Raw genomic sequence first — 22,143 nt, forward strand, 5'->3', positions numbered from 1 at the left:
CACCTTTCGCCATGACTGGGACACTCCCATCATGACAGCCGACGGCGGGCGCTCGGTGCGCGTATCTTCGACCACATCGCCGAGCGACGAGATGGGGTTGCGATGACGATCAGAGATCGCCTCGAACAGCTGGTGGCCGAGCCGCCGACGGTGTTCGGCACGCCGATCGACACGGCCGACGGCGCGATCGTCATCACCGTCTCGCGCGGCGGTGGTCTGCTGCGGCACCCACGTCCGATCGGGTTGTTCGTCGTTCACGCGGGGCAGGCCCACTGGACACCCACGGTCGATGCCAATCGCATCGCTCAGCTGGGCGAGTGGATCGGCCTGCTCACCGGAGTCATTGCGGCACTGGCGATTCTGCGTCGCCCACCATGGCCGGACCTGCGCCGCTCCCGCTGATCCCGTACAGCGCGAGCGTCTCGAACCGCTGCCACGCCCGCGCGGGCGGTGTCGGCGCGGTCGGTTCGATCACCGGACCCAGCACACCGAGCAGGCCCCACGACAGGAATTCGATCGTGCCAGCGGGCTGGTCGCCCAGGAGTTCGCCGACCAATTCGGCGACACACTGGCGGTAGGCGCGCACCACGGTTGCGGTCGCCTTCGGCCCGATCAAGGGGCGATACACCTCGGGATACTGCGCGGCCAGATGGAACATCACGCGCAGCGGCGCGAGTGGGGAGCCGGGCGTGGTGGTGCGGATGACCTCGCGGCGCAGGAATTCGGTGCAGCTCACCAGCAGCAGGTCGTCCTTGTCGCGGTAGTGCGCGTAGAAGGTGGACCGCCCCACGTCGGCGCGGCCGATGATGTCGCTGACGGTCACCTTGTCGTAGCCGCGCTCGATCATCAGCTCGATCAGCGCCTTGTGCAACGCGTCCCTGGTGCGTCGAACCCGGCGATCAGGGTGCTCGGCCATCGCTTCCTCCTGCACGGTTTCCCCGGATCTGTTCGATAACGGACACCATCGGCGATTCTGCTCCTGGCGACGTACGTGGCCACGCCCGACCATGAACTCATGTCCCGAAACCAGCTTCTCACCCCCATGTTCGTCGCCGACGCCGACACCGGCCTTGTCATCGCAGGCCTGCGTCGCTACAACCTGTTCACCACGGCGTTCTTCCTTGGCAGGCATGGTCGTCTGCTCGCCGAATTCGTCACTCGGTCCGGTGCGCGATCGGGCGATCACGCACTCGATATCGGTTGTGGTCCAGGCAAACTCGTTCGCGCGCTCGGTGCGGCGACCGGACCGACCGGTACCGCGGTCGGTGTCGATCCATCGGCCACAGCGGTCGCGGACAACAGCGGGCGGGATCGCAGCGCCCATCATCGCTACGTGGTCGGCCCGGCGCAGTCGTTGCCATTGCCCGATGCCGAATTCGACATTGTCACCTGCACTTTCGTCATGCACCACATCCCTGAATCACAGCGCGACGCCGCGATCGCCGAAATGTGGCGCGTGCTGCGGCCGGGTGGACGCCTGCTGCTCGCCGACGCGTCACCGTCGCGCCGGATGCGGGCGGTGCTCTCGGTGTTCCTCGGTCGCGGTGGTGACCCGTTCGCCGACGCCGATATCCGGCACTACACCGATCGGGTCGAGGCGGTCGGCTTCACCGGGGTCACCTACACCCAGAGTCGCGACCAGACCGGCATCCTGACCGCGGTGAAACCGGTCGCCCGCCACTGATCCCCGGAACCTGTCGGTGCCCTCGGCTAGGGTCGATCTCACACGATCACCAATCGAGCACGGGGGTGCGGCATGGAGTTCGATCAGCAGGCGTTCGAGCGGCGTGAGATCGAGGCGCGCGAGTTCGCCCTCGCGGCGCACGGCGACCAACGCTATGGCGACCATCCTTATGCCACCCATCTCGCGGCGGTTCGTTGTGTGCTCGACGATTTCGGCTACAGCGGTGAGCTCGCCCTCGCCGCGTGGTTGCACGATGTCGTCGAAGACACCCCGGTCACCGCGGCGGAGGTCGAATCCCGTTTCGGCCGTGCGGTTCTCGATCTGGTGTGGGCGGTCACCGGCATCGGCCCCGATCGCAAGGCGCGAAACCACAACGCCTACACCAAGATCACCGCTCACCCCAGAGCCGTGATCCTCAAGCTCGCCGATCGCACCGCCAATGCCGAGGCCAGCCCGCTCGACAGCAGCTGGATGGGCATGTACCGCACCGAGCACCCCACCTTCAAAGCCCACCTCGGCGGACTACTCGCCGACGACCCCACCGTGGCCAGAATGTGGGAACGCCTCGATCGCCGCCTCGACCTCTCGGTAGCGCCGCCCACCGATCAGTGGGCCGATATCGACCGGCTGGTCGCGGCAGGCGAACACGAAAAGGCCATTGCCGCAGTACAAGCGGCCTTCGCGTGCAACCCCGGCGAAGCAGAGTCGATCCTGGCCGAGCGCGCCTGAACACACCATTGCCGGGCAGCCGTCCGGTGTCACCGTAGCCGTGCTGATCCGTGCCGAGCGTGCCCGTGAATCTCCCCGCACTGGGTGTTCGGCCAGTTCGATTCAGGCCGAGGGGCGTTCGGGGGTCGTCTGCCGGTCTGCGGCGAGCAGCTGAGCTGCGGCCGCGGCCGCGAGTTCGTCGTCCAGCTGCTCATGGCCGGACTTGCCACCACCGCCGGGCCCGCCGTCGTCAGCGATGACGCGTCGGGCTGACAGGTGGATTGCGTTCACGCCCGTCCGACATAGGGCGGGAATGTCGTCGACGGCGATCCCGCCGCCCGCCATGATCTGGATCCGCCCTGCCGCGTGCTCGACCATCGCGGCGAGCTCATCGAGTCCCTCGGCGCAGGTGGCTGCCCCACCAGAGGTGAGCACTCGCGTCACTCCACCGGCGATCAGCGTGTCCAGAGCGGACTCGCGGTCGCGGACCTGATCTATCCCACGATGAAAGGTCAGCTCTATGTCGGCACCATCAACACCGTCGAGAACACGGCGTAGTCCCTCGACGTCGACCCGGTGGTCCGGGGTGAGCGCACCTACCACCAGACCGGACGCGCCCGCCGAAACCGCCGCGCGCGCATCAGCATTCATCACCGCGAGCTCGTCCGCATCGGCATACACGAAACCGCCGGCCCGGCACCGGATCAGCACGTGGACGGGAATCCCCGCCCCGACCACAGCCTCGATCGTCCCGATACTCGGCGTCAGCCCACCCGTGCTGCCCAGTGCCGCACACAATTCCACCCGATCCGCCCCGATACGGCGAGCTCCGAGCGCACCCGCCACGTCCTGTACCGCGAACTCGAGCGCGGTCACGTCAGAACGACTGCCAGGCGGGCTTGTTCGCCAGCGCGTACTTGTAGTAGTCCGCCAACTTCAACTTGCCCGCCGCGGCCTCATCGATCACCACCGTGACATGGCGATGCCACTGCATGACCGAAGCCGGGCAGAACGCCGACAACGGCCCTTCGGCGGCGGCGGCGATCGCATCGGCCTTACCCGCGCCGAGCGCGATCATCACCAGGTGCCCGGCCTCGTTGATCGTGCCGAGACCCTGGGTGAGCACGTGATGCGGCACATCCTCCGGCCCGTCGAAAAAGCGCGCGTTGTCCTTGCGCGTCTGCTCGGTGAGCGTCTTCACCCGCGTGCGCGAGGTCAGCGCCGACCCCGGCTCGTTGAACCCGATATGCCCGTCGGTGCCGATCCCCAGCAATTGCACGTCCACCCCACCCGCCGCGGCGATGGCCGCGTCATATCGCCGACCCTCACCGGCGACGTCACCGGCTTCGCCGTTGGGGCTCAGCACCCGTGCCGGATCCAGGTTCACATGGTCGACGAACTCGGACCGGATCACCGAAAAGTACGACTGTGGATGGTCTTTCGGCAAACCGACGTACTCGTCGAGCAGAAAGGCGCTCGCGGTGGAGAAGTCCAGCTCACCCTCGCGGTACCGGCGCGCCAGCTCCTGATAACTGCCCAGCGGCGAGGATCCCGTGGCCAAGCCGAGAATCGCTTTGCCACCCTTCACATAGCCGCCGACGATATCGGCGACCGTGCTCGCCACCTCGTTTTCGTCAGCCCGGATCACGATTTCCATCAGATTCCTTCCGTTCCGGCGACGAGCACCCGCCGCGGCCGCAATGACTGGTCAGTGACAAGAATGTCGGCACGCGCACCGACGGTGAGACTGCCTCGTTCGCCCTGGAGGCCGAGTACGCGAGCAGGAGTACGTGTTGCGGCGGCAACCGCGTCGGACAGGGGTACACCCGCTTCCAGCACGGTCCAGCGCAGCACATCGACGAGTCGAGCTGTGCCGCCCGCGATCGCGCCGGGCGACCCGTCGTGGGTCGCGAGCCGGGCGACGCCGTCGTGGACCTGAACGTCGAGCGCACCCAGCCGGTAGTCACCGTCGCTCATGCCCGCCGCCGCCATCGCATCGGACACCAACGCGATCTGATCCGGCCCAACGGTGTCGAACACCATCGCCACCGTCGCCGGCGCCAAATGCACACCGTCGGCGATCAATTCGACCACCATCTCGCCCCGCCCGGCAGCGGCCAGACAGGCGCCGACCGGCCCGGGGGAGCGGTGATGCAGTGCGGGCATCCCGTTGAACAGGTGCGTAGCGGTGATCGGGCCAGGACCGGCGGCGGCGATGCGCGCCGCGGTGGTGGCGGCGTCGGCATCGGTGTGCCCGAGGCTCGGCAGCACAGCGTGACGACGCATCGCGGCCAGCAGTTCATCGAAACGCGCGGTCTCGGGCGCCAATGTCATCGACCGCACCGTGCCGCGAGCGGCCGCGCAGATCCGCTCGAACAACGCGGGGTCACCGGGAATGATCGCCGCGGGATCCTGCGCGCCACACCGGCTCGCATTGATGAACGGACCCTCGAGATGCACCCCGAGCAAGGCACCGTCCTCGACCAGATCTGCCAGCATCGCCGCCTGGGCGACCAGCACCTCCGGCTGATCCGACACCAAACTGCCCATCAACCCGGTGGTGCCGTGGCTCCGATGATGCGCCGCCGCCGCCCGAGCACCCTGCGCATCAGCATTGGGGAAACCGAACCCTGCCCCTCCGTGACAGTGCAGATCGATCAATCCTGGCAGCACCAGGTCGTCGTTGGCTGCCGGAAGACGTTCGGGAGCAGGATGATCCGCGATGTCACCGACCCAGGTGATCAGTCCGGCATCGAATTCGACGACGCCATCGGCGATTTCACCTTCGGCAGTGCCGACGAGACGACCGCGCACGACTCCCGTCACGACAAACCTTCCGCATCACCTGGGCCGTTGCCGGCCGCGACACCCGATGTGGCGCCCAACGCGACGATCGACGACCGCCGCCGGACACCGCACCGCGATCCGGCCGTCGGCCGGATCGCGGGCACAACAACTTTTTTCACGCCCGCCCGATGATCGCCGCGACCGCCGCACGCCCCGCCTGCGGATTCCGGGCCGCGCACGCCGCGTCGGCCGCGTCCTGGCACCGCTGCATATCCACCGCGGCCAACGCCGCCCGCACCGCGGGCAACGCGGGCACCGACATCGACAAACTCGTCACACCGAGCCCCACCAGCACCGGCGCCAATGCCGGATCCGACGCCGCCTCACCGCATACGCCGACCGACTTACCCGCCGCCGCGCCAGCAGCACCGACCATCGCGATCAGATCCAGCACCGCCGGCTGCCACGGATCGAGCAACTGCGCGAGCCCACCCGCCATCCGATCCACCGCACACGTGTACTGGCTCAGATCGTTGGTCCCGATGCTGACGAAGTCGAGATGTGCGAGCAGATCGGCGGCGCGCAGCGCGGCCGCCGGGATCTCGATCATCGCCCCGACCTTCGTCAACCCGGATTCCCGTGCCAGCGCGGCGAATCCGGCGGCCTCGTCCGCGGTGGCCACCATCGGCGCCATCACCCACAGCTCGGCTCCGGTCGCCTCGCCCGCACGGCCGAGCGCGGTGAGCTGCGTGGCGAGAGTGTCCGGAAACACCGTGCCGATCCGTAACCCACGCACTCCCAGTGCCGGATTCTCCTCGGTGCCGAGATCGAGAAACGGCAGCGGCTTGTCCGACCCGGCATCGAGGGTTCGCACCACGACACGTCGCCCGGCGAATTGTTCGAGAACCGCTGTGTACGAGGCAGTTTGCTCATCCAGCGACGGTTCCGAAGCCTTCCCGAGATACATGAACTCGGTGCGGAACAGCCCCACACCCTCGCTGTCGACCGGACCCGCCTTCACCGCGTCATCGACGGTGCCGATATTCACCAGCAGCTGCACCGGCGTCCCATCGGCGGTATGCCCCGGCCCGCTGGCCGCCGCGATACGCGCCTTGTCCGCCGCTGCCTGCTCGAGCGCGGCCTGCTGATGCTGCGGACTCGGATCGATCACGACCTCGCCGGTCGCGCCGTCGAGCAGCACCGGCGCGCCATCGACGAGCTGATCGGTATCGGGACAGTTCACCACCGCGGGCAAGGCAAGGGACTTCGCGAGAATCGCGGTGTGGCTGGTCGGCCCGCCCTCGGTGGTGAGCAGCCCGACCACCTCGCTGTCACCCAGCATCGCCGTATCGGCGGGCGCGAGATCCTGCGCGACCAGGACGAACGGATACCCCGGCTCCGGGATGCCCGGCATCGGCAAGCCGAGCAGCACCGCGACGGTCCGCCCGCCGATATCGCGCAGATCGGTCGCCCGCTCGGCCATGTACCCGCCGAGCGCTTCCAGCTTCGCGCAGAATCCCTCGAACGCCAGGTGCACCGCGTGCGCCGTCGGCATCCCGGCAGCGAGTTCCTTCTCGGTGGCGGCGACGATGCCCGGATCGCGGGCCATCGTCGCCGACATCGAAAGAATCTCCGCCGCAACACCGGTCACGCGCTGTGCCCTGGCTTGCATCTCGTCGGACACGCCACCGAGCGCATCCTTGACCCGCGCCAGCTCCTCGGCCACCGACCCGCCGACGGGGTCCTGCGCCGAGGTCTCGAGCTGCGATCCGAACCGCAACCACGGCGCGCACACCACTCCCGGACTCACCCCGAGACCCTTGATCACCTGTTCCGGCATCAGGCGGCATCCAGATCCGTGGCGATCAGCGTCGCCAGCTGGTCGAGTACCGCATCGGCGCCCTCGGCGTGCAGGGTCACCTCGGCGCCGTGCCCCGCGCCCAGCGTCATCACTGCCAGCACGCTGGCCGCGTCGACCGGTTCGCCACCTCCCAGCGAAATCCGCACCGGCACCCCCGCCGCCTGCACGGCCTTGGTGAGTTTCGCGGCGGGCCGCGCGTGCAGCCCCACCTCGGATCCGACGATGACGGTGCGGGTGCTCATTGCCTCACTCACCTTCCAGCTTCTTGTCCAGCTTCGTTTCGACTTCCGCGACCGAAGGCGCGTCGGTTCGAGTATCGCCCGTGGCGGTCACGGCAGCTTCCGCTTCGACCGCGGCCGCGTCGGGCACCCCGGCCTCCACATCGGTCTCCACCTCGCGACCCGGCGTCCGCAGGTTCCACTTCTTGATCACGAAGCTGAAGAGCACGTAGTAGATCACCGCGTAGCCGAGCCCGATCGGAATCAGCAGCCACGCGTCGGTCGCCTTGCCGAAGTTCAGCAGATAGTCGATGGCGCCCGCGGAGAACGTGAAGCCGTCATGGATGCCGAGCGCGTTCACCAGCGCCAACGACGTGCCCGTCAAGAGCGCGTGCACCACATACAGCGGCCACGCCACGAACATGAACGAGAACTCCAGCGGCTCGGTGATGCCGGTGACGAACGCGGTGAGACCGGTGGACAGCATGATGCCGCCGACCAGCTTCTTCTGCGACGGCCGGGCGTTGCGCCAGATCGCGAGCGCGGCGGCGGGCAGGGCGAACATCATGATCGGGAAGAAGCCCGTCATGAACGTGCCCGCGCTCGAGTCACCGGCGAAGAAGCGGTTGAGGTCACCGCGAACGAGCTGGCCGGAAGCATCGGTGTAATCGCCGACCAGGAACCAGACCGTCGAGTTCAGGATGTGGTGCAGACCGGTCGGGATCAGCAGCCGGTTGGCCGCGCCGTAGATGCCGCCACCGAGAACCGAGTTGTCCGCGACGGTCTCACCCACCCAGGTGAGCGCGGAGTTGAAGGCCGGGTACAGGAACGACATGCCGACGCCGATGACCAGGCCGGTGAACGCGGTCAGGATCGGCACCAGCCGCCTGCCGTTGAAGAAGCCGAGGTAATCGGGCAGCTTCGTGCGATAGAACCGCTGCCACAGAATCGCCGACAGCAGACCCATCACGATGCCGGCGAGCACGCCGTAGTTGATCAGCGCCTGTGCGCCCTTTGGATCGGTTTTGCCTTCCAGCACGATCGGCGACATCGCCTCGAACACGCCGTTGATCACCATGTACCCGACTACTGCGGCCAGCGCCGTCGACCCGTCGGCCTTCTTGGCCCAGCCGATCGCGATGCCGACCGCGAAGATCAGCGGCAGCCAGGTGAAGACGGCCTGCCCGGCCGCCGAGATCACCGAGGCGGTGCTTTCCAGCGCGGAGAAGCGGCCGAGGAGATCGTCCTGGCCGATCCGCAGCAGAATGCCCGCCGCGGGGAGCACCGCGATCGGCAGCATCAAGCTGCGACCGAGGCGCTGCAAACCCGCGAACACCTTCGATTCTTGTTTGGGGGTGTCGGTTACGGCAGTCATGTCGACCTTCTTCGTGCCGGGTTCCCGGCGGTCTCGGCGAGGGAGGACCGGCTTGCCCGCCGATCCGGGTTAACTGTTGTGAACCGGTGTTCCCAACGGGTACTGTCCGGTCATAACCAGTTGCCAGTTTGACCAGGTGAAGGTCGGATGTCAACCGCTGAATATGATGTGGCGCACATTCGAGACTCCCATACTGGTACTGGCAACCACCGCCGAAAGGGAGAAGATATGTCCAAAGCGGAAGCGATCGTCCAGGGCTTGGGCGGCGCGGACAATATCGTCGAGATCGAGGCCTGCATCACCCGGTTGCGCACCGAGGTGAAGGACAGTGGCAAGGTCGACGAGGCCGCACTCAAGGCCGCGGGCGCCCACGGTGTCCTCAAGTCGGGCTCGGTCGTACAGGTCGTCGTCGGGCCCGAAGCCGACACCCTGGCCGACGACATCGAGGACATTCTGTGAGCATCCCGGTCATCGCCCCCTTCCCCGGCAAGGTCGTGGCCCTGTCCGAGGTCCCCGATCAAGTTTTCGCCGAACAGATCGTCGGCTCCGGCGTAGCCCTCGACCCCGACCGCACCCGCGGCACCCTGACGGTGACGGCCCCCATCGCCGGCAAGATCCTCAAACTCCACCCCCATGCCTTCGTCATCCTCGGCAACGGCGTCGGCGTCCTGGTCCATCTGGGCATCGACACGGTGAAACTCAAAGGGGAAGGCTTCGAACTCCTGGCCACCGAAGGCGACACAGTCGAAGCCGGCGCCCCCATCGTCGCCTTCGACCCCACCGAAACAGCCGCCACCGGCTACTCGGTCATCTGCCCCATAGTCGTCATGGACTCACCAAAGGACTCCGTCCACCCCGCCACCATCGGCACCACCGTGGAACCCGGCGCCCTGCTGTTCGACTCGCCGTAGGCGCGAAACATCGGGCGAATCAGCTGGTTTCGCACCCGAATCCGTCATTGTTGCTGTCGAGCCCGTACTCATCGGGTCCGATCACGCGAACGGGCCCGGTGTACGTCGGCCCGTTCCCGTCGCCACCCCTGCAGTCCACATCGCTGGTGATCGGGACGCACGGGTCGTAAGACGAGTGGCAGTCACCACCCGGTGGCGGTGGCGGCGGGGGACAGAACTGGCTCGATCCGCTGTTGCACAGTAGGTCGGTGATCGGATCAGCGGTGGCTTCCGTTGGTAGCACAATGGCTATGACGGCGCACGCAGCTGATCCGAGCAATGAGACTGGCCTCATGGCTGTTCCGATCATTGAGACGCATCGCTCATTGTCTCGCTACCTCGCCGCAACCACCAGGTCGGAGACCGAATCGTTGGGCGGTGGACGGTCACCGTTATCCGCCGCGAACGGCCGTTAACGTCCTGTGGATCGAGGCATTCGGCTTCTATTGGCTCACGGTTTGATCGACCAGTTGCTCGGTCTCGACTGTCCAGCGCTGGGCGAGGTCGGCGAAATACCGTTGGCTGCTCCACAGCCGGTAGTTGCCGATCACGTAGACCCGTCGCCGGGCGCGTGACACCGCGGTGTTGAGCACGTTCGGGTTTGTCGCTGCCCACCGGCGCGATCCGCCCGCGGCGGGCGAGGTGCCCAAGATCAATACGACTACCTCGGCCGAGTTGCCGTGCATCGCATGGACAGTTCCCACCTGCCGCTCCGCGAAGTCCGCGCCCAGCACTTCGCGCGCGATTTCCTGAGCACCGTCGGCGACATCGCGGAACGGGCTGACCACCCGGATGTCGGCCGCGGCCACCCCGTCCTCGGTCAATTGCGCGAGCAGGGCGGCGAGCGCTTCACCTTCGCCGGGAATCCAATTGCCTTCGGCCCGTGCCGATCTGACATCGATCCACCGATCATGTCCGGGGAACTCCGGCCGGTCCGGCGTGCCGAACACCAGCAGATCATCGTCGTAGGCGATGTGATGTGTGAGTTCGAAAATCGGCCTGTCGCTGCGCCGATGGACCCGCAACGGCGTGCCGACCCACACCGGCGCGACCGAATCCGACGGCATCAGCCACGTTCCGTAGCGCACCCCGCGATCAGCCGCCTGGCGCGCCGACGCCTGATCCGGCATCCATTCCGCATCGAGCCCGTACTGCTGTACCAGCGCTTCCTGCGCCGAAGTCGGCAGCGCCCCAACCGGTCCCAGCTGACGGTGATCGCCCACGATCACCGCTCGCCGAGTTCGCCACAATCCGCCTGCCACCGACTGCGGCGCCGCCTGCCCGGCATCGTCGACGAACAACCACCCGAGCGCCTCGGACCCCAGCCCGGCGAACAACCGGGGCAGCGCGGTGAAGGTAGTCGCGATCATCGGGACCGCGAGGAACAGCGTCTGCCACGCCGCCGCGACGGTTTCCGGCTTCGGTGCGACAGCGAGCTCGCCACGGATCAACGCGATGGCGACGATCAGGTTGTCGCGTACCCGCGGCGCCGCATTCAGCAAGAACGCGCGATGCAATTTCAACGCCGACAGGAACAGCTCACGCCGCGCGCTGGCGTACTGCTCGTCAGCCCATGGATTGCACAGCTGGAACTGCTCGTCGTCACCCGCGACATCACCGAAAGGTATTGTCCGCGACCAATTCTCGCGTCCACGCTCGATAACGTCCAGCGCCGCCAGCCGTCGCTCCGTCAGCTCGACGTGCTCGCGAATCAGCGTGCGCCCGTGCTCGGCCGCCGCCGCCCACTGGTCGCGCGTGTACTCGACCTCGGTCTGGCGTCGCCGCATCTCCGCCTCGGCGATGTGCCGTTCGCGCAGCAACTCATTGCTGCGCGCACTCCACCGTCGACCGGCCCGAAAGCCCGTCGACAGCGATGCCATGAATCCCGGCTTGAGCCCACCGTGCTCGGTCAGGAACTTGCCTGCCCGGTGGTGCGCGGACTGCGCCGCTCGCAGGTGCTCGGTTGCCAGCTGATGACGTTCGCGCCAATGTGCGTGTGCGTCATCAGCATTGGCGATCTCCGCCGACATCGACTGCAACCCCGCGTTCATGGCGGGCAGCTCAGCGACCGCGTCGGCGACGTTCTGCCGCTCTTGGGCGAGCCTGCGCACCTCGGCGCGACGAGTGCTGAAGTCGCGAACCGCGGTCGGCCAATCCGGAATCGAATCCTGGTCGGCCTCAGCCTGTTTGAGGATGTCGAGCATTCCACCGTTCGGTGTCCCGGTCTTCCGCTCGGCGGCGAACCGATCCCCGAACCAGAACTGCTCGGCGAACGCGCGCCGCGTCCCGCCCAGTGCCGCGGCGACCAACCCCCACGCCGGTTCACCGCCGACGAGTTCGGCCAGGTCGGTGAAATGATTGAGTTCGCCGTTGATCGCGCCACGATGCTGGATCTCGGCTACCACCTCGGCGGCGGCGGCGTCGCTGCCCGTCGCCAGCGCCACTTCGAACCCGGTCACGCTGTTCGCCAACCGGTGCGCGCCCACCGTGTAGTTCTTCGCTACCTGGACCTGCTCGGTGACCCCCGCGAACACCGCCATCGGATCATCGAAGGCCGCCAGCTGCGCGGCACGGTCGACCAGGATTCCCGCCAACAGGTCCCTGAGCATCGTCGTCGTTCCGGTCCCCGGCGCACCGTGTACCGCGAAAATCCCCGCACCATCGCGTAATTCGGACAGCGCGCGGTCGACCGCGAACTGCTGTCCTGACACCAGCGCGTCGCCGGGCCACCGGCCGTCCGGAATAAGGTGGGGGAGCAGCCCTTCGACCACCGCATCCTGTCGTCGGCGCACATCGATCCGGTCATCGACAGGCAGCGCTTCCGGCGCCGCGAGGTAATCACGCAGCGCCGGACCGATATCGCCGCGCTCCACCGCCTTCGCCAGCTCGGCCAGGTCCGCGCCGAGCCCGCTGTTCAGCCGATCCTCGGCCGCGTCGCTGTCCGCGTCACGCGCCGCGACCTGGACGCACGCCACCCGCACACCGCCCGCCCGCAACTCCGATCGAATGCCGAGCGCGGCACACAGTTCGCCGGTGAGAGTCTGCATGTCTCGACCGGTCAACCGGGGCGCATCGACAACGTCCTCATCGAACTCGACGGCAAACCGTTCGGCGAAAGCCGAGGCCGACATCCCGGCGAGCCCAGGCGAGATGACCCCGTCCGCACCCGCGGCGAGTACCGAGGCCGCCACCCCGCGTCCCGCCACATCCAGTGCACGCCACCGCGGTGCCGGACCCATCTGTTCGATGTCCGGCTGCGTATCGCGGGTGAGTGTGTCGAGCGCGGCGGTGAATGCCGCCGAATCATGCTCGAACCCGTCGGCCCAGCCCGCATCGTTCGGACCCGGCGCGCGCAACCGATTCACGGCCCACGCCAACCCCGACAACGTCGCCGAGCCCCCGACGACCACTCCGCCGTCGGTCAGCGTCACCGCGAAAGCCGCTGTGGTCCCGGCCCGTCGAGCGTCGGCCTCGAGCTGGTCCTCACCGAATGTCCGCACCAGCGCTTCCCGCGCACGCCCCACTTCGAACAAGCCGCCGTACACGACGAACTGCCACACCCGCCCGGTCTTCAACACCGGTAGCGCGGCAAGATTTTCCCACGGCGCGAGCTCATCCGCCGCGAGGTCGACCACCAGCCCGTTGTTCTCGACGTCGGGCACGAACTGCGGACCGAACAACTCCACGGTCTGCCAGAAACGCACGAGCCGCGCGGCGTGCTCGGAACCGCTCACGATGCACCCCAATCCGGTCGGCGATCATTGCAGACAACCCCGATCACGGTACGCGATCCGGATTACGCCGGCACGTTACCCCGATGCTTCCGCCCGCCGTGGCGAGAACCATCGGCGCTGGTCCTACCGCCGCGGCAAGTCCCCACCGCCCTTAGCCGCACCGGAAAACCCTTTGACCCGTTCACCTCCCGCCGCGCACGCTGGGATCATGGACGACTTGGCCCACGCGGCAGAACTGTTCGTGCTCCGTGAGCTCGACGACGAGGACCTGTCGATGGCCGCTGCCGAGGCGCTGGCCCGCGGACTCGACAGTCCCGCGCTGCTCGAACTCGCCTGTCTGCACCGAACGGACTGCGGCGGCGCCCCCGAGCTGTTCCGCACCGCGCTGGCCGAACTGGATGTGGTGAACGACTGGACGGCCTGGGAGGTCGCTGTCCGAGTCGGCCGGGCGCGACACCACGCGACAGCTCTGCTGTCAGATGAGGGCGCCTCGACCCATCACCTGGGCGCGATCACGGCGCAACTCCTGGAACTGGCCGGATACCCGGATTCGCCCGCACCGGATCTGGAAGACCTGGCCCGCGAGTTCGAGTCGCTGTCGGCGTATTTGGAGTTCGCCGACCCGCCGAAGATCCGCGAAGAGATTCGGCAAGGATGCCGAATCCTGCTGGCGGGCCCGCCTTACGCGCCGGTGATACCGCAGATGGTCACAACGCCACCCGCGCGACCGCCGGCGCGCCCCGCGCGGTGGCGTCGGTTCGTCGCCGCACTGCGGTCCAGGCGCGCCCTCAGCGCAGAATCATCTCCGCGACGGCCTTCGGTGCTGCCAGCCATTCACGAACGTTGTTGCGTACCTCGGTGACGCGCCTGCACTCGCAATAGGCGACCACGCCGTCGGCCTCGATATCCGCGGCCCGGCACAATGCCACCGCCCGAGGCAGATGCTGATACTGGCTGACGATGATCGCGCGGTTGACCCCGAACAGCGACCTCGCCCGCTCGCAGGTCTCCCGTGTGGACAGCCCCGCACCGTCGGATCGAACAATGGCCGGGTCGATGCCATGGTCGAGTAGATAGCGCGTCATCGAGGCGATCTCATCGCCCGACGACCCGCCGGCATCGCCCGACAGCAGAATCTCCCTGGCCTTGCCTGCCTCGACCAACTCGATCGCCACATCGAGGCGTCCCCGTAGATAGGCCATTGGAGTTCCGTCCGGCGCGACTCTGGCGCCCGGGATGATGACGACAGCTGCGCTGGGCGCGGAAGCCACATCACTTCTATGGCCGGACGACAAAGTCCACATGGCAATGTTCGCCCCGGCCGTCACCAACGCGAGGCCGCCCGCCAACACAACTCCAGCCCGCGCGATGCGGCGCAACCGCCGACGCTTCCCGCTATGTTCGTCCGCCATGCGCACTTTCATACATGAACGCTGCGAAAATATCCCCTGACTAGGCGATTTGACATTGCAAATGTCGACACGTAACTTTATTCGAGTCAGAGCGACACGGACACCGACTCAGCCGCCCAGCGGCCGAGACACGAGGTAGGACGATGAGCGCCTGGCTGATCATGTGTTCAGAACGACTCGGTACGGATTTGCTTCCGACCGGTTGCCTGAGCTAAAGTACGAACCCTTGCCTCGCCGAAACCCCTCCGAGAAGTTGTGGGTAGAAGTGTGTGCGTGTGTTCTTTGAGAACTCAATAGTGTGTCGATGAATGTCAGTGCCAATATTTATTATTGGTTCCAACCTTCGCGTACCCCCCGGTCGTGGGAGGTTGGACATAAACAACAGCGAAATTTTTTGCTGGTGTTTGGCTTTGCTAGGTTTTCGGACTCTAGTTAGATAATTTTGATTGCGCCCTTCGGGGTGTTTTCGAGAGTCTTCAACGGAGAGTTTGATCCTGGCTCAGGACGAACGCTGGCGGCGTGCTTAACACATGCAAGTCGAGCGGTAAGGCCCTTCGGGGTACACGAGCGGCGAACGGGTGAGTAACACGTGGGTGATCTGCCCTGTACTTCGGGATAAGCCTGGGAAACTGGGTCTAATACCGGATATGACCACCGATCGCATGGTCGGTGGTGGAAAGATTTATCGGTACAGGATGGGCCCGCGGCCTATCAGCTTGTTGGTGGGGTAACGGCCTACCAAGGCGACGACGGGTAGCCGACCTGAGAGGGTGACCGGCCACACTGGGACTGAGACACGGCCCAGACTCCTACGGGAGGCAGCAGTGGGGAATATTGCACAATGGGCGAAAGCCTGATGCAGCGACGCCGCGTGGGGGATGACGGCCTTCGGGTTGTAAACCCCTTTCGACAGGGACGAAGCGCAAGTGACGGTACCTGTAGAAGAAGCACCGGCCAACTACGTGCCAGCAGCCGCGGTAATACGTAGGGTGCGAGCGTTGTCCGGAATTACTGGGCGTAAAGAGCTTGTAGGCGGTCTGTCGCGTCTTCTGTGAAAACTTGGGGCTCAACCTTAAGCTTGCAGGGGATACGGGCAGACTAGAGTACTTCAGGGGAGACTGGAATTCCTGGTGTAGCGGTGAAATGCGCAGATATCAGGAGGAACACCGGTGGCGAAGGCGGGTCTCTGGGAAGTAACTGACGCTGAGAAGCGAAAGCATGGGTAGCAAACAGGATTAGATACCCTGGTAGTCCATGCCGTAAACGGTGGGTACTAGGTGTGGGTTTCCTTCCACGGGATCCGTGCCGTAGCTAACGCATTAAGTACCCCGCCTGGGGAGTACGGCCGCAAGGCTAAAACTCAAAGGAATTGACGGGGGCCCGCACAAGCGGCGGAGCATGTGGATTAATTCGATGCAACGCGAAGAACCTTACCTGGGTTTGACATACACCGGAAACCTGCAGAGATGTAGGCCCCCTTGTGGTCGGTGTACAGGTGGTGCATGGCTGTCGTCAGCTCGTGTCGTGAGATGTTGGGTTAAGTCCCGCAACGAGCGCAACCCTTATCTTATGTTGCCAGCGCGTAATGGCGGGGACTCGTGAGAGACTGCCGGGGTCAACTCGGAGGAAGGTGGGGACGACGTCAAGTCATCATGCCCCTTATGTCCAGGGCTTCACACATGCTACAATGGCCGGTACAGAGGGCTGCGATACCGCGAGGTGGAGCGAATCCCTTAAAGCCGGTCTCAGTTCGGATCGGGGTCTGCAACTCGACCCCGTGAAGTTGGAGTCGCTAGTAATCGCAGATCAGCAACGCTGCGGTGAATACGTTCCCGGGCCTTGTACACACCGCCCGTCACGTCATGAAAGTCGGTAACACCCGAAGCCGGTGGCCTAACCCTTGTGGAGGGAGCCGTCGAAGGTGGGATCGGCGATTGGGACGAAGTCGTAACAAGGTAGCCGTACCGGAAGGTGCGGCTGGATCACCTCCTTTCTAAGGAGCACATCTACATGATCTCTCCACACAGGTGGATGAGGTTGTGTCAGAGACCGTTTAGTTCCCTTTCGTGGAACTGCGGACGCTCATGGGTGGAACACTGACAAATTTCATCGCATACGACACCGGCTCAGTCCGGGGTCGCGATGGGTATACCGACACACTATTGGGTCCTGAAAGAACACGCGACAGTGTTTTTTCAAGGCAAAACAAACGATCCGCTCGGATCTCCTTCGAAACCGCCGGCAACCTTCGGGTTGGTGAGTAGGTCAGGAAATCAATCCGGTGCGGGTGTGTTGTTTGAGAACTGCACAGTGGACGCGAGCATCTTTGTTAGTAAGTGTTTAAGAGCGTACGGTGGATGCCTTGGCACCAGGAGCCGATGAAGGACGTAGGAGGCTGCGATAAGCCTCGGGGAGCTGTCAACCGAGCTGAGATCCGAGGATTTCCGAATGGGGAAACCCAGCACGAGTGATGTCGTGTTACCCGCATCTGAATATATAGGGTGTGTGGAGGGAACGTGGGGAAGTGAAACATCTCAGTACCCACAGGAAGAGAAAACAACAGTGATTCCGTGAGTAGTGGCGAGCGAAAGCGGATGAGGCTAAACCAATCAGATGTGATAGACGGCAGTCGTTGTCTGGTTGGGGTAGTGGGAACATTCTTCTCGACTCTGCCGAGTCGAGCAACAGTAAGAAACCAAGTGGTTAGTTGAAGTGGTCTGGAACGGCCTGCCATAGACGGTGATAGTCCGGTAAACGAAAACTTCTTGGCTGTTGTGGATGTCTCCCGAGTAGCAGCGGGCCCGTGAAATCTGCTGTGAATCTGCCGGGACCACCCGGTAAGCCTGAATACTCCCTGGTGACCGATAGCGGACTAGTACCGTGAGGGAAAGGTGAAAAGTACCCCGGGAGGGGAGTGAAATAGTACCTGAAACCGTGCGCTTACAATCCGTCAAAGCCCTCGTACTTGTACGTGGGGTGATGGCGTGCCTTTTGAAGAATGAGCCTGCGAGTCATCGGTGTGTGGCGAGGTTAACCCGTTGAGGGGTAGCCGTAGCGAAAGCGAGTCTGAATAGGGCGAAATTCAGTCGCACATTATGGACCCGAAGCGGAGTGATCTACCCATGGCCAGGGTGAAGCGACGGTAAGACGTCGTGGAGGCCCGAACCCACTTAGGTTGAAAACTGAGGGGATGAGCTGTGGGTAGGGGTGAAAGGCCAATCAAACTCCGTGATAGCTGGTTCTCCCCGAAATGCATTTAGGTGCAGCGTCACGTGTTTCACATCGGAGGTAGAGCTACTGGATGGCCTAGGGGGCCTACAAGCTTACCGAAGTCAGCCAAACTCCGAATGCCGGTGTGTGAGAGCGTGGCAGTGAGACTGCGGGGGATAAGCTTCGTAGTCGAGAGGGAAACAGCCCAGATCGCCGGCTAAGGCCCCTAAGCGTGTACTAAGTGGAAAAGGATGTGGGGTCGCTTAGACAACCAGGAGGTTGGCTTAGAAGCAGCCACCCTTGAAAGAGTGCGTAATAGCTCACTGGTCAAGTGATCCTGCGCCGACAATGTAGCGGGGCTCAAGTACACCGCCGAAGCCGCGGCATTCACACAATAACCCGTCCTGCATTCGTGCAGGGCCAGGTGTGTGGATGGGTAGGGGAGCGTCCTGTGGCCGTGGAAGCAGCAGTGTGAACTAGCTGTGGAGGCCACGGGAGTGAGAATGCAGGCATGAGTAGCGAAAGACGAGTGAGAAACTCGTCCGCCGAATGACCAAGGGTTCCTGGGCCAGGTTAATCCGCCCAGGGTGAGTCGGGACCTAAGGCGAGGCCGACAGGCGTAGTCGATGGACAACGGGTTGATATTCCCGTACCCGTGTATCCGCGCCCAATGCTGAATCAGTTGTGCTAACTGTCCAAATGTTGTCTTATCGAGCCTTCGGGTGAGAGGGATGATTGCTGCACAGGACCCCGGTTGTAGTAGGTAAGCGATGGGGTGACGCAGGAAGGTAGCTGGGCCAGGTGATGGAATACCTGGTGTAAGCGTGTAGGGCGTTGTGTAGGCAAATCCGCACAACATGTAGCCTGAGACGTGATGCGTACCCGTTGAGGGGAATTCAGTGATCCTATGCTGCCGAGAAAAGCCTCTAGCGAGCTGGTACACGGCCCGTACCCCAAACCGACACAGGTGGTCAGGTAGAGAATACTAAGGCGATCGAGAGAACTGTGGTTAAGGAACTCGGCAAAATGCCCCCGTAACTTCGGGAGAAGGGGGACCACGCCCGGTGAAGAGATTTACTCTTGGAGCTGGGTGGGGTCGCAGAGACCAGAGAGAAGCGACTGTTTACTAAAAACACAGGTCCGTGCGAAGTCGTAAGACGATGTATACGGACTGACGCCTGCCCGGTGCCGGAAGGTTAAGAGGACCGGTTAGCGGACTTTGTCCGCGAAGCTGAGAATTTAAGCCCCGGTAAACGGCGGTGGTAACTATAACCATCCTAAGGTAGCGAAATTCCTTGTCGGGTAAGTTCCGACCTGCACGAATGGCGTAACGACTTCTCTGCTGTCTCAACCACAGACTCGGCGAAATTGCATTACGAGTAAAGATGCTCGTTACGCGCGGCAGGACGAAAAGACCCCGGGACCTTCACTATAGCTTGGTATTGGTGTTCGGTACGGTTTGTGTAGGATAGGTGGGAGACTGTGAAAGCGGCACGCTAGTGTTGTGGGAGTCGTCGTTGAAATACCACTCTGATCGTATTGGACTTCTAACCTCGGACCATGATCTGGTTCAGGGACAGTGCCTGGTGGGTAGTTTAACTGGGGCGGTTGCCTCCCAAAATGTAACGGAGGCGCCCAAAGGTTCCCTCAGCCTGGTTGGCAATCAGGTGTTGAGTGCAAGTGCACAAGGGAGCTTGACTGTGAGACTGACAGGTCGAGCAGGGACGAAAGTCGGGACTAGTGATCCGGCACCGGCAAGTGGAAGCGGTGTCGCTCAACGGATAAAAGGTACCCCGGGGATAACAGGCTGATCTTCCCCAAGAGTCCATATCGACGGGATGGTTTGGCACCTCGATGTCGGCTCGTCGCATCCTGGGGCTGGAGTAGGTCCCAAGGGTTGGGCTGTTCGCCCATTAAAGCGGCACGCGAGCTGGGTTTAGAACGTCGTGAGACAGTTCGGTCTCTATCCGCCGCGCGCGTAAGAAACTTGAGGAAGGCTGTCCCTAGTACGAGAGGACCGGGACGGACGAACCTCTGGTGTGCCAGTTGTTCCGCCAGGAGCACTGCTGGTTGGCTACGTTCGGAAGGGATAACCGCTGAAAGCATCTAAGCGGGAAGCCTGTTCCAAGATGAGGTTTCTCTCCCACTTGATGGGTTAAGGCCCCCTACAGACCATGGGGTTGATAGGCCAGAATTGGAAGCCAGGTAACTGGTGTAGGTGACTGGTACTAATAGGCCGAGGGCTTACTACGAAGGTGTTACGCGTCCACTGTGCGGTTTCTGAAACAACAGACACTGCAGCACACCCGCCAAAGGGGTGATTCTTCACGGGATCGCTTTTTGGGTGGGGAGCGCTGTCGATAGTTTCATAGAGTTACGGTAGTTATAGCGGTGGGGAAACGCCCGGTCCCATTCCGAACCCGGAAGCTAAGGCCACCTGCGCCGATGGTACTGCACTCGACAGGGTGTGGGAGAGTAGGACACTGCCGGAACATCATTGCGAAAGGCCCTCAACCATTGGTTGGGGGCCTTTTTGCGTGCCCTTGAGGCCGAGCTGCGTCACGGGTTGGGTTCCGCAGTCCGCAGCACCTGGAGCAGCCCGTGCACAGCTGCTTCTTGCCCGGCAGACAGCGGGTCTGTGGCAAAGTGCATCAATTCATTTCGTACCAGCCGCACCTGCTCGACCAGCTCGATCACCTGATTCTGATCAAGCCGCCACCCGAGCTTGCGCCAACTGGTCGGACTCTGCAGGAGATGCACGTACCCGCCGAACGTCAGATGCTCGGGCTCGGTCACATACGCCCGCCGATTCTTCGGCGCCGCCGCTTTGTAGTCCTCGGTGTCGAGGTGATCCCGCGCCGCCCTGCGCAGCCGGTTCTCGGCCTCCTCGATGAGGACGAACGGCCGTGCCAGTGTGCCGAATTGGCGTGTCAGGTCGGCAGCGGTGAGAATCCCGGTCACGCGTACCCGATCCGGATCCCGCACGAAGATGAACCCGTTGTCGTAGATCGCCTCGATCTGATCCAGTAGCGGCGCATCATGATCCACCACGACCGCGGGCACCGTGGCATCGGCCAGCGTCGGATGATCCGTCGCGATATGCGCCCGCCCGATCGATTCCCAGGTCACCGCCCCGTGATACGTCCCGTCATGCTCATCGATCACGGCCAGCTGTGAATACTGATGCCGCACCATCGTCGTCTTGGCGGTCGTGAGTTCCACACTCGACGACACCCACACCAGCACCGCAGGCAGGCTTCCCAACCGTCGTGTCATCGGCTCGGGCTCGACGACATTCTCGACCGATGCCCGTTCCGCACTTCGCGTGCCGACCGCCGGCTCACTCTCGAGCGGCACGATCGCGATCACCTCACTGAGCGGCCCCTCGGTGAACGGCGGCCGCGTGGTGAGCCCGTTCTCCGCGAGATCAGCCTTGATCATCGCGACCGCGGCAGCAGTCCGCCGCTCGAACCCCCAGTGCTCGAGCAGACTCCGCACAGTCAACTCCCGCGGATTCCCCGCATCCCGCGCACCGGCCTCGGCGAGCAGCTCATCGGACCCGGTCGCCGCAACATCGCCCACATATCCGGGATCGCTCCCGTGCTCAGCGAGATGCGCGATCCGCACCGCTGCATTGTGCCGTCGCAGCCCACACACCGTGAGCAGCGATCCGAGACTGGCCCGCAGATCAGACCGAACAGCCTCCCACGGCACATCGGCACGCACCCACTCCACCCTGCGCACCTGCCGAAATGACTCAGGCTCTGGCCGATACTCGTACTCCCCGACCACTCGCCCGATCGCCACCACCCCTGCTTTCCCCTTCAACGGCATCACCACCAGATCGCCCTCCACGATCTCAGTACCGAACTTCCACAGCTGCCCCGCCCAATTCCCCACCACGGTCGCCGACGCGTCGGGATAAGACCCCCGGACCCCCGCCTTCAGCTCCTCCCAGGTCCGATACAACCCGAGATCCCCCACCTCATCCCACCCGACAATCGCCAACCCCTCCGCTAGAGCCTGCGCCTCCCGCTGCCCATGACTCCCCGCCCGAACAAGCCAAGCATGTTGCGTCCGCTCACCATCGACCACGTTCTGATCCTCCCCATCAGCCGACATTGTGGAACCCGCTGCCTACCAAAGTAGTTCAGCACCCGTGCTGCCGCATCGACTGCGCGTAGTGACAGTTCAGCGTCGTCTG

Annotated in this window: 16 protein-coding genes and 3 rRNA genes; 9 read left to right on the plus strand and 10 right to left on the minus strand. The window is 64.1% G+C overall.

Going from position 1 to position 22,143, the window contains the following annotated elements; translation table 11 throughout:
- The first annotated feature begins 102 nt into the window (after positions 1-102).
- Positions 103-402 carry a hypothetical protein gene (locus tag ACWZHB_RS03900; protein WP_427906557.1) on the plus strand — a complete coding sequence of 100 codons (300 nt, stop codon included), beginning with the start codon at positions 103-105 and terminating at the stop codon, positions 400-402.
- On the opposite strand, the gene ACWZHB_RS03905 is transcribed toward ACWZHB_RS03900, so the two are convergent.
- Positions 341-916, minus strand: a complete 576-nt coding sequence (locus ACWZHB_RS03905; RefSeq protein ID WP_427906558.1) for a TetR/AcrR family transcriptional regulator — start codon at positions 914-916, stop codon at positions 341-343. The two genes, ACWZHB_RS03900 and ACWZHB_RS03905, sit on opposite strands and share 62 nt — an antisense overlap.
- Positions 917-1,015: 99 nt before the next feature.
- Between ACWZHB_RS03905 and ACWZHB_RS03910 the strand changes: the two genes are divergently transcribed.
- Positions 1,016-1,684 carry a class I SAM-dependent methyltransferase gene (locus ACWZHB_RS03910; protein ID WP_427906559.1) on the plus strand — a complete coding sequence of 223 codons (669 nt, stop codon included), beginning with the start codon at positions 1,016-1,018 and terminating at the stop codon, positions 1,682-1,684.
- Positions 1,685-1,756: 72 nt separating this feature from the next.
- Entirely contained in the window at positions 1,757-2,413 is a 657-nt protein-coding gene (locus ACWZHB_RS03915; protein WP_427906560.1) for an HD domain-containing protein, read from the plus strand.
- Positions 2,414-2,515: 102 nt separating this feature from the next.
- Here the strand turns inward: ACWZHB_RS03915 and ACWZHB_RS03920 are convergent, their stop codons facing one another.
- The 6 genes from ACWZHB_RS03920 to ACWZHB_RS03945 form a co-directional block, all read right to left on the minus strand.
- The gene (locus ACWZHB_RS03920; protein WP_427906561.1) at positions 2,516-3,268 is read right to left on the minus strand and encodes a copper homeostasis protein CutC; all 753 of its coding nucleotides are present in this window, start codon (positions 3,266-3,268) and stop codon (positions 2,516-2,518) included.
- Position 3,269: 1 nt separating this feature from the next.
- A complete protein-coding gene (gene nagB / locus ACWZHB_RS03925; RefSeq protein WP_427906562.1) occupies positions 3,270-4,049 on the minus strand; it encodes a glucosamine-6-phosphate deaminase in 780 nt (259 codons plus the stop codon).
- Positions 4,049-5,218, minus strand: coding sequence for an N-acetylglucosamine-6-phosphate deacetylase (locus ACWZHB_RS03930; RefSeq protein WP_427906563.1), 1,170 nt, complete (start codon positions 5,216-5,218; stop codon positions 4,049-4,051). Before ACWZHB_RS03930 ends, nagB begins: the two co-directional genes overlap by 1 nt.
- 136 nt (positions 5,219-5,354) lie before the next feature.
- Positions 5,355-7,019 carry a phosphoenolpyruvate--protein phosphotransferase gene (ptsP, locus tag ACWZHB_RS03935; protein ID WP_427906564.1) on the minus strand — a complete coding sequence of 555 codons (1,665 nt, stop codon included), beginning with the start codon at positions 7,017-7,019 and terminating at the stop codon, positions 5,355-5,357.
- Positions 7,019-7,282 (minus strand): HPr family phosphocarrier protein, encoded by a 264-nt coding sequence (locus ACWZHB_RS03940; RefSeq protein ID WP_427906565.1) that lies wholly within the window; start codon positions 7,280-7,282, stop codon positions 7,019-7,021. The genes ptsP and ACWZHB_RS03940 overlap by 1 nt, the downstream gene beginning before the upstream one ends.
- Positions 7,283-7,286: 4 nt before the next feature.
- Positions 7,287-8,633 (minus strand): PTS transporter subunit EIIC, encoded by a 1,347-nt coding sequence (locus ACWZHB_RS03945; protein WP_427906566.1) that lies wholly within the window; start codon positions 8,631-8,633, stop codon positions 7,287-7,289.
- 228 nt (positions 8,634-8,861) lie between these two features.
- Between ACWZHB_RS03945 and ACWZHB_RS03950 the strand changes: the two genes are divergently transcribed.
- Together ACWZHB_RS03950 and ACWZHB_RS03955 are read left to right on the plus strand one after the other, a co-directional pair.
- Complete coding sequence (locus ACWZHB_RS03950; protein WP_379239166.1) at positions 8,862-9,092, plus strand: glucose PTS transporter subunit EIIB; 231 nt, start codon at positions 8,862-8,864, stop codon at positions 9,090-9,092.
- On the plus strand, positions 9,089-9,544 hold the full coding sequence (locus ACWZHB_RS03955) for a PTS sugar transporter subunit IIA (protein WP_427906567.1): 456 nt from the start codon (positions 9,089-9,091) through the stop codon (positions 9,542-9,544). Before ACWZHB_RS03950 ends, ACWZHB_RS03955 begins: the two co-directional genes overlap by 4 nt.
- Positions 9,545-10,026: 482 nt before the next feature.
- On the opposite strand, the gene ACWZHB_RS03960 is transcribed toward ACWZHB_RS03955, so the two are convergent.
- A complete protein-coding gene (locus tag ACWZHB_RS03960; RefSeq protein ID WP_427906568.1) occupies positions 10,027-13,317 on the minus strand; it encodes a DEAD/DEAH box helicase in 3,291 nt (1,096 codons plus the stop codon).
- A 208-nt stretch (positions 13,318-13,525) separates the two neighbouring features.
- Between ACWZHB_RS03960 and ACWZHB_RS03965 the strand changes: the two genes are divergently transcribed.
- A complete protein-coding gene (locus tag ACWZHB_RS03965; protein ID WP_427906569.1) occupies positions 13,526-14,179 on the plus strand; it encodes a hypothetical protein in 654 nt (217 codons plus the stop codon).
- On the opposite strand, the gene ACWZHB_RS03970 is transcribed toward ACWZHB_RS03965, so the two are convergent.
- Entirely contained in the window at positions 14,106-14,696 is a 591-nt protein-coding gene (locus ACWZHB_RS03970) for a SanA/YdcF family protein (protein ID WP_427906570.1), read from the minus strand. The genes ACWZHB_RS03965 and ACWZHB_RS03970 overlap by 74 nt on opposite strands.
- A 509-nt stretch (positions 14,697-15,205) precedes the next feature.
- On the opposite strand from ACWZHB_RS03970, the gene ACWZHB_RS03975 reads away from it, so the two are divergent.
- The 3 genes from ACWZHB_RS03975 to rrf all read left to right on the plus strand — a co-directional run bounded on the left by ACWZHB_RS03975 (position 15,206) and on the right by rrf (position 20,431).
- Positions 15,206-16,722 (plus strand): 16S ribosomal RNA (locus tag ACWZHB_RS03975).
- Between the two features lie 337 nt (positions 16,723-17,059).
- A 23S ribosomal RNA gene (locus ACWZHB_RS03980) occupies positions 17,060-20,191 on the plus strand.
- A gap of 123 nt (positions 20,192-20,314) precedes the next feature.
- Positions 20,315-20,431: ribosomal RNA gene (rrf, locus tag ACWZHB_RS03985) — 5S ribosomal RNA — on the plus strand.
- Together the 16S, 23S and 5S rRNA genes form the textbook arrangement of a ribosomal RNA operon.
- A 67-nt stretch (positions 20,432-20,498) precedes the next feature.
- Here rrf and ACWZHB_RS03990 read toward each other — a convergent pair.
- Positions 20,499-21,947, minus strand: coding sequence for a hypothetical protein (locus ACWZHB_RS03990; RefSeq protein WP_427906571.1), 1,449 nt, complete (start codon positions 21,945-21,947; stop codon positions 20,499-20,501).
- Positions 21,948-22,143: the final 196 nt, after the last annotated feature.

It is taken from the genome of Nocardia sp. FBN12 (assembly GCF_054031145.1).

Excerpts from the sequence above, each read along its gene's own strand:
- ACWZHB_RS03900 (WP_427906557.1), top strand. The coding sequence starts at position 103 with ATGACGATCAGAGATCGCCTCGAACAGCTGGTGGCCGAGCCGCCGACG.
- ACWZHB_RS03905 (WP_427906558.1), bottom strand. The coding sequence starts at position 916 with ATGGCCGAGCACCCTGATCGCCGGGTTCGACGCACCAGGGACGCGTTG.
- ACWZHB_RS03910 (WP_427906559.1), top strand. The coding sequence starts at position 1,016 with ATGTCCCGAAACCAGCTTCTCACCCCCATGTTCGTCGCCGACGCCGAC.
- ACWZHB_RS03915 (WP_427906560.1), top strand. The coding sequence starts at position 1,757 with ATGGAGTTCGATCAGCAGGCGTTCGAGCGGCGTGAGATCGAGGCGCGC.
- nagB (WP_427906562.1), bottom strand. The coding sequence starts at position 4,049 with ATGGAAATCGTGATCCGGGCTGACGAAAACGAGGTGGCGAGCACGGTC.
- ptsP (WP_427906564.1), bottom strand. The coding sequence starts at position 7,019 with ATGCCGGAACAGGTGATCAAGGGTCTCGGGGTGAGTCCGGGAGTGGTG.
- ACWZHB_RS03940 (WP_427906565.1), bottom strand. The coding sequence starts at position 7,282 with ATGAGCACCCGCACCGTCATCGTCGGATCCGAGGTGGGGCTGCACGCG.
- ACWZHB_RS03945 (WP_427906566.1), bottom strand. The coding sequence starts at position 8,633 with ATGACTGCCGTAACCGACACCCCCAAACAAGAATCGAAGGTGTTCGCG.
- ACWZHB_RS03950 (WP_379239166.1), top strand. The coding sequence starts at position 8,862 with ATGTCCAAAGCGGAAGCGATCGTCCAGGGCTTGGGCGGCGCGGACAAT.
- ACWZHB_RS03965 (WP_427906569.1), top strand. The coding sequence starts at position 13,526 with ATGGACGACTTGGCCCACGCGGCAGAACTGTTCGTGCTCCGTGAGCTC.